At 60.7% G+C, this 964-nt stretch carries 1 protein-coding gene and 1 pseudogene; both read right to left on the reverse strand.

Going from position 1 to position 964, the window contains the following annotated elements:
• Positions 1–66: 66 nt before the first annotated feature.
• Positions 67–630 carry a hypothetical protein gene (locus E1J61_RS36270; protein ID WP_133098576.1) on the reverse strand — a complete coding sequence of 188 codons (564 nt, stop codon included), beginning with the start codon at positions 628–630 and terminating at the stop codon, positions 67–69.
• A gap of 12 nt (positions 631–642) precedes the next feature.
• Positions 643–964, reverse strand: a pseudogene (locus E1J61_RS37670) (hypothetical protein); the annotation flags it as partial.

The following is a 964-nucleotide window of genomic DNA, read 5'->3' on the forward strand; positions in this document are numbered from 1 at the left end:
GGAGCGTTGTCTGCCAGGCCGTCACCCATGTTTGCGGTGTTCTCCGTCATCCCCGCGACTCCCTTCTTAGAGGCCGCCCGGCATCCGGTTCATCTGGCCGGAACTGCCACCGACCGACTCGGCAAGAGAGTCCGCCAGGTAGCCAAGCATCATGAGGGCCACGCCGCCGAGCCCGTTACCGTAGATGCTGGCGGTCTTGATGCTCTGGTCGCCGTTCGACTTCTTCTTGCCATTCACCACGCTGGTGATCAGCCCGATCATGCCGCCGCCATACGAGCCATAGATCATCAGGTCGTAGACGTCGCCAAGCTGTGCCTTAATGGACCGAGCCCATCCAGCAATGCCGCCCGCCGCGTGCGCGACGTCAGGCGACAGCAGCATCGACAGCGTGACGGAAGCAGCGGCGATTGCGGCCATGCTGCCAGCTTCGAGGCGCAGCTTCTTGCCCGATGAGAGCATGACGTACAGGCAGATCGCCGTAGATAGCAGCAGCGTGCACGCCAGCGAGGGATTGCGGTACAGCAGACCGCCGAAAATGATTGCCATCGCCGTGCCGAATTTCACGGCGCGGCTGTGGGTCTGTACGGCGATGTGAGCCGCGTTGATCCAGTGTTTCATGTTGATCTCCATCAGGGGGATTGGTTAAAAGGTCAAGCCAACGGTTTCTTTGAACGCATCCACGGTGCTGGCGATGTTGACCATCGCCGCTCCGCCGATGGCATGGATGAATCCTTTCCAGGCATAGTCTTCGTATCCGCCGCTACCGTGTCCCTCCGATGCTTTCTTGAACATGGTCAGGCCCTTGAATCCGTACCACCATCCGAAGGTCGAGACGATGGTGAAGATCGCATTGATGGCCGGTGCAAACACACCGGCAGCGCTCGCGCCGGAATAGGAAACCATCCCGAACCCTGCACCGCGCTCGCCCGTCACGGTTTCCCATAGGTCGCCCATGGTGCTGGTG

Origin of the sequence: Cupriavidus sp. L7L, from assembly GCF_004353535.1 — a bacterium.
GTDB classification, from domain to species: domain Bacteria; phylum Pseudomonadota; class Gammaproteobacteria; order Burkholderiales; family Burkholderiaceae; genus Cupriavidus; species Cupriavidus oxalaticus_A.